At 70.5% G+C, this 5989-nt stretch carries 6 protein-coding genes; 1 reads left to right on the top strand and 5 read right to left on the bottom strand.

Features of this window, described 5'->3' with window-relative positions:
* Positions 1-98: 98 nt before the first annotated feature.
* Positions 99-1061 carry a hypothetical protein gene (locus FNQ90_RS09975; RefSeq protein WP_182606041.1) on the top strand — a complete coding sequence of 321 codons (963 nt, stop codon included), beginning with the start codon at positions 99-101 and terminating at the stop codon, positions 1059-1061.
* Between the two features lie 150 nt (positions 1062-1211).
* Here the strand turns inward: FNQ90_RS09975 and FNQ90_RS09970 are convergent, their stop codons facing one another.
* From FNQ90_RS09970 to FNQ90_RS09950, 5 genes are all read right to left on the bottom strand, one after another.
* Positions 1212-1979 (bottom strand): thioesterase II family protein, encoded by a 768-nt coding sequence (locus FNQ90_RS09970; protein WP_182606040.1) that lies wholly within the window; start codon positions 1977-1979, stop codon positions 1212-1214.
* A 25-nt stretch (positions 1980-2004) separates the two neighbouring features.
* A complete protein-coding gene (locus FNQ90_RS09965; RefSeq protein ID WP_182606039.1) occupies positions 2005-2223 on the bottom strand; it encodes an MbtH family protein in 219 nt (72 codons plus the stop codon).
* Positions 2224-2338: 115 nt separating this feature from the next.
* Entirely contained in the window at positions 2339-2665 is a 327-nt protein-coding gene (locus FNQ90_RS09960) for a helix-turn-helix domain-containing protein (RefSeq protein ID WP_182606042.1), read from the bottom strand.
* A gap of 563 nt (positions 2666-3228) precedes the next feature.
* The gene (locus FNQ90_RS09955) at positions 3229-4215 is read right to left on the bottom strand and encodes a helix-turn-helix transcriptional regulator (protein WP_182606038.1); all 987 of its coding nucleotides are present in this window, start codon (positions 4213-4215) and stop codon (positions 3229-3231) included.
* 318 nt (positions 4216-4533) lie between these two features.
* Positions 4534-4707 (bottom strand): hypothetical protein, encoded by a 174-nt coding sequence (locus tag FNQ90_RS09950; protein WP_182606037.1) that lies wholly within the window; start codon positions 4705-4707, stop codon positions 4534-4536.
* Positions 4708-5989: the final 1282 nt, after the last annotated feature.

Below are 5989 nucleotides of genomic sequence, written 5' to 3'. Positions count from 1 at the left end.
CCCCCCGACCCGGAACCGCCCGGAAGGGCTCGGCGGATATTCGCAGATATAAGCGGGTAACTTTGACTGGTCCGCCGGAGCCCGGATATCGTGCCGACATGACAGCCACGGCAGAGCGGCCGACCGACCGACTGACGAAGATGCGCAGAATATCCGGTTACGGAGCCGCTATAGCGGTGACGCCGTATCTGCTGATAAAAATTGTCTGGAGTTTCGGTCTCTTCATTCCGACCGAAGAAATGGGCGGCGCCGACTGGCGCGCGATCAACGCGGCCACGGCGATCCTGGCCGCCATCGGCATCCTGTTGGCGCTGGCTTTCTCCAGGCCCTGGGGCGAACGGCTGCCCGCGTGGCTGGTGGCCCTGCCCGTGTGGGTGGGGACCGGGCTGCTCGTCCCCATGCTGCTGCTCGCCCCGGTGCTCGGCCCGGCCGCGATGAGCCGGGATCAGGAGGCGGGCGCCCCCGACTTCTGGATCTACGAGCAGATCCTCGTGATGATCTCGCTGGTGGGGGTGGGTGTCGGTCTGCCACTCGCCCTGGCGGGGTACGCCAGGGCGAGGTGGCCGGAGGCGCTGGGCGGTCCGACCGACTGCGGGGAGCCCCGGGGCGGCACCCGGCCACTGCAGAGGCCGCTGGCCGGACTCGTCGCGGCCGGCTGCGTACTGCTCGGCTGCGTCAAGGTGTTCTGGGCGGCGGGCGGCACCCTCGGCCTCGACCCGGCCATGCTGGACAACCGCGATGTGTGGTGGCACCTGCTGTCGTTGAGCACCGGCGCGTGGGCCTTCGCGGGGGCGTGGGGCATCCTGGTGCTGACCACCCGGCGGGGGACGCGGAGGTTCCTTCCCCCCATGGCGGCGGCCTGGATCTCCTCGGGGATGCTGTTCTCCTACAGCGTCTACAACCTGCTCACCCTCACCGACATGCAGCAGCCCGCCCCGGAGTACCCGCTGGCGGGCGCGTTGACCCGGGAGGCCGGGGGGGTTCTGGGCGTGATGATGGGGCTGACCCTCCTGCTGGTCCTGTACGACCGCAGGCGCGTCCTGCGCGGCTCCGGGGACTGACGCCCCATCCGGCCGGCTTCCGGCGCTCGTGTGGTCTCCCGCCCCGGGGCGGGAGACCACACGAGCGCCGGAAGCCGAGGGGACGGGGACCTCCGGGTGTCCGGAAGGCCCCGGTCCCCTCGGCAGGGCTCGGGCTCGTGGTCGGTACGGCTAGTGGACCGCGCGGGGGACGGGAAGGACGCACCACTGCGGCAGTCCGGACCACACCTCCGGCGTGTAGAAGTGTCCGCCGGGCAGTTCGACCGCCTCGAACTCCCCGTCCGCCAAGGACCTCCAGTGCTCCTCGACACGGTCGAAGGGTTCGGAGTCCTCGGCGCCGTAGAGCACGCGCAGCGGCACCGAGACCCTGGAGCCCTCGACGAACCGGTAGGACTCCGAGACCGCGAGATCCGCCCGGAGCAGTTCCACCGCGAGCTTGACGAGTTCCGGCTCGTTGGCGACCACCGCCGTCATCTGCCCGAACTCCCTCATCCACCGGACCAGGGCGTGGTCGCTGTCGTCCGAGCGCGGCACGTGGCCGCCCGACTCCCGGCGTCTGTGCGGTGCCACGCCCCCGGAGACGACGAGGGCCGAGGGCGGGGTGACCCCGAGGCGTTCCAGTTGGGTGGTGGTCTCGAAGGCCATCCACGACCCCATGCTGTGGCCGAACAGGATGTAGGGGCGGTCGGCGAGGCCGCGGATGGCCCGCACCACGTCGTCGCGCAGGGCGACCCAGTCGCGGGCGAACGGCGTGGTGAACCGCGCCTCCCGGCCGGGATAGCAGATCAACGCCAGTTCCACGTCGTCCGGCAGGGTCGTCGCCCACCGTCGGAACGGCGCGGTGCCACCGCCGCAGTAGCTCAGGCACACCAGCACCCGATCGGCGTGCGGCCGGGGCCGGGGCCGGTGCACCGCCGCGGCGGTGAATTCCGTGCGCATGATCCTCCTTTCCGCCGCGACGCTCCTACCGGGTGCCCTCCATCTGACGCACGAGGCCGAGCGGACGCATGTCGGTCCAGTTCTCGTTGACGTAGTCCAGGCAGGCCCGGCGGTCGTCCTCCCCGTGCACCACCCTCCAGCCGGCGGGGATCTCGGCGAAGGCGGGCCACAGCGAGTGCTGGTTCTCCTCGTTGACGAGGACGTAGTACCGGGCGTCGTTGTCCTCGAAGGGGTTGGTGCTCATCGTCTTGCCTCCAGGTGTGTTCGGTGTTCACCCGCGGCCGCCCCACCGGCGGTTCCGGTGGGAGGTCGGTGCGGCCCGGGACGAGTTCTTCGTGCGGGATCCCCCGCCGGCGGCACTAGGCGGTACGCCGTCGGACCAGGGGCAGGGCGGTTCCCCCGGCCACTCCCTCCTCCGGGAGTTCGCCGGACCGGTCGCCGTGCGGCTCCCGGATGCTGTCGATCAACATCAGCACCGCACGCACCGAGGGCAGGATCATCCGCCCGTCGCCGGTCAGTCGCGCGCCGCTGGGGTGCCTGGTGAACAGTTTGAAGCCGAGAGACCGTTCCAAGCACTTGATCTGATAGGTGATCGCCGGCTGGGAGTAACCCAGTTGACGCGCCGCGGCATCCATGCGTCCGGTTTCCGCGATCGAAACAAAGGCTCTGAACTCCCGCTCGTGCATCATGCCCTCACATGTGGTCCGTACCGCGGCAGAACTGGATCGCAAAACTTCGTATCGGGAACCCTACAAACGCCGGACACGCTTTCCCCCGGTGCTTCAGGAAGTTGCACCGACGGCCCGCGGGCCTCTCACCGGGCGGTGCCCCGGGGCCCCGTGGCCACGGCGTCCCCGCCCGGGGCGTCGCCCCCCGAGCCGGTGCGGGATGTCGAGGGGACCGAACCGCTTCCCCGGTGCCGCGCGACCGGCGCCCGCCCCCGCGCACCGCCCCGGGGTCCGGTTCGGTGGTGGGGCGACGCCGATGGGGCCGCACCGGGGATCGCCGTCCGACGTCCGGCCGGGGGCGGATCGTCCGCCCGCCGGGTCCGGAAGCCGGCGATCTCACGCCCGGACCCGGGGAAGTCGAAGACCTCCCGGTGGGTCCCGGTGGGTTGACCGCGAGACGTGAGCCGGCCCCCGGGGAGGAGAGAAAGCGACCGACCGTTCCCCGGGCCACGCTTCCACGGCGCCCGGGCCACGTCGATGCCGCGCCGGCGGGACCCGACCCGCGGGCGGGCGACCCGGGGTCAGATGAGCCCGACCTGCCGTGCCCGGGCCCCGGCCTGGAAACGACTGCGCGCGTCCAACGCGCTCATGGCACAGGCGATGTCGTTGCGGACCGTGCGAACGCTGCATCCGAGGCGGCGGGCGATCGCGTCGTCCGTGAGGCCCTCGGCCAACAGCCGCAGAACCGTCTCCGAGCGCGGACGACGCGGTCCCGTGCTGACCGCTCGACCTGCCGGGGACCTCAGGCCGACGCCCCGCTGCCACAACTGGTCGGCGAGGGCGTTCAGGCGTTCCAGACCGCCCCCACCGCGCACGACCCGGGCGACCGTGCGGTCCTCGCTGATCTGGACCGCCAACTCCCCGTCCACCACGATCGCCCGAACCGGCAGGGAACCGACATGGCGCAACTGGGCTCCCTGGTCCGCCATCCATCGGGCATGTTCGGCACCGGCCGGGTGGGACAGCGCCGAGGAGGTCCACAGGGAGCGCACCGTGGCCCCGCGCCGCAGGGACATGTCGATGATCGGCTTGGACAATTCGAAGCAGCTGCCGTCGACATCGCCGGGGCCGTCCGGGGAACCGCCGGGAACCAGGAAGATGACATCCCGCTCCGCCCTGGCGATGAGACGTTCCACCAGCGTGGCGGTCTCGTCGCGGCTGTGTCCGCTGTCGGGCCGGGAGACCCGGTCGGTGGTGTACTCGTGCAGTTTCACGAATCGTTCGATGGCCGCCGCCCTGGGCTGCGCCATCTGTGGAGCGTGCATACGCCGGGACAGCAGTGCGGGCAGCGCCACGCAGGGCTCGACCGCGCGGTAGGCGCCGGGCACATCGCCGGAGGCGACGACCAGGCCCTCCTCCCGCAACCCGTCGATGAGACAGATGACCTCGCTTTCCCGCCGGTCGAGTTCTCGACCCAGCTCCTCCGGAGTCCATCTCAGTCCGAGCAAAAGTTTGACGTAGAGGGTTTCGGACTTCTTGTCAAGACCTATTCCCGTCCCAGTCTCCATCGCGACATCCACTCCTGCCGGGCCCCGTCTTATGGGCGGGGTGTCAACCAGTGTGGCCGGTGCCAACGTAAGGCCGACGCGGCAGGTGGGAAGCCGACGAAGCCCCCTGTGACAACTAGGTGCCATGGGGGAAGCACGCTTCCTCAAGAAAACCTCAGAAGACCTATCCGGCCGTCACGTTGTCTCCACTTCGGAAGAGTGGACCGAAATCGCTGCGCCCCCGCGGCGCCCGGTGGCGCCCCGCCCCGGGGGCCCGGTGACCGGACGGGGGGCCGACACCGTAGTCGATCGAGGACGGGCACCGTGCCCGTCGTCCCCTCAGTGGTGCCCCCTCGTGCCCCCATCGTCGGCCGCCACCATCCGGGTGATCGACTCGATACAGGTCGAGAGCATGAGGGACCAGCGCTCGCACTCCGCTCCGGGCTCCGGTAGCGCCGGCACATCTTGCGCAAGAAGTTGCGCGATCGCGTGTTCCACTTCTTCTCCGGTCATCGCACTTCCCTCACAAGATGCATGTGTAATCCTTCACCGGCACCCGGTGGCGGATTTCCCACCCGTGGATGGCGAAAAATGGTGCGGTGACGGTCGGTCAGGGACATCAGGGACGGTCGCATCGATACCCCGCCCCACTCCGTTCCCGATCGTTCGGTCGGCACATGGCATCACCATGTCAGTTTTACTTCGCACCCGACAATGAACGTGGCAACTTGGCGTCACCGCGTGGCAGTGGGAGGCCCCTACGAGACCCTCCGGGGATGGAATCCCACAACACGTTCCCCTCATCTTCACCCGGAAGGATGAACCTCGTTCCCGGCGGTGGGCCGGGGGTCCGGCGAATACCGGGCCGGAAGCGGTGAGGTCCCCGTTCGCACCACCGGGAGAGGGCCCACGGGGCACGGGGGAGTCACCTCGACCGGCCATCCGGCGGTCGGCCCGGGGCGCCCGCCCCACGACGGGGAGTCAATGTCCTCCCGATGGCCCGGGAGCTCTTCCGGGCCGAGGAACACCGGGCACGGGAGCCCCCGGGACCGGCCCCCCGCCCGGCCCTCGAGAGGGGCCACGACACCGGCGTCCGGGCCGGTCCCCGGACAGCCGCCCGAACCGACGACGGGGCGCCCCTCCCCGCCCGCGCCGTTTCGATGCAGGGCCCGCGGGCCCCTCGAGCCCGGGACGACCCGGCGAAATCCGTGTCCTCACCGGATCGTGAATCGACCGAGGGGGTCCGCCCCGCCCGGAATGCCCGGGGCACCCGGAGGAAAGGGGGTTTCCGGCCCCGCCCACGCGGTGGTTGTCCCGCCCATCCCGAAGGAGATGAGGATACTTTTTCGGTGACGGTGACACAGGGGATACCCGAACATCTCCCGCTCCCGTTCCGTCCGGCTCACCATCCGATTCCCGAAACGGAGCCCACCGATCTCCCCATCACACCCGGGGGCGCGGGAGAACGGGTCCCGGCACCCCGCCCGAGAAGATGGCCGGGAGGTGATACGCGTCGACTCGGCGATTGCCGGGCCGCTCGTTCTCCCGGGAATTCCGCGGAGCCGATGGCACCGTAAGAGGATATCGCCGACAATGGGGAAAGACATCGAGAACGTCGCCGGCTCGCCCCGGCCGGATCACTTGGCGACCGGCCGTCGGGGCCGGGTGACCGGACGGAATTCGGGAGCCGCCGGTGACGGCGGAAACAGCGACCCGGGGCCTCCCCGGTGACCGGGTATCCGGTCACCGGGGACGGGGACGGACGGGGCCCGGGAAGGGCGTTCCCCGCCGGTCC

This window comes from Streptomyces alkaliphilus, from assembly GCF_014141535.1.
Lineage (GTDB): Bacteria > Actinomycetota > Actinomycetes > Streptomycetales > Streptomycetaceae > Streptomyces > Streptomyces alkaliphilus.
The sequence above is the reverse complement of the archived record's forward strand: the minus strand, read 5'-3'. Positions and strand labels throughout refer to the sequence as shown.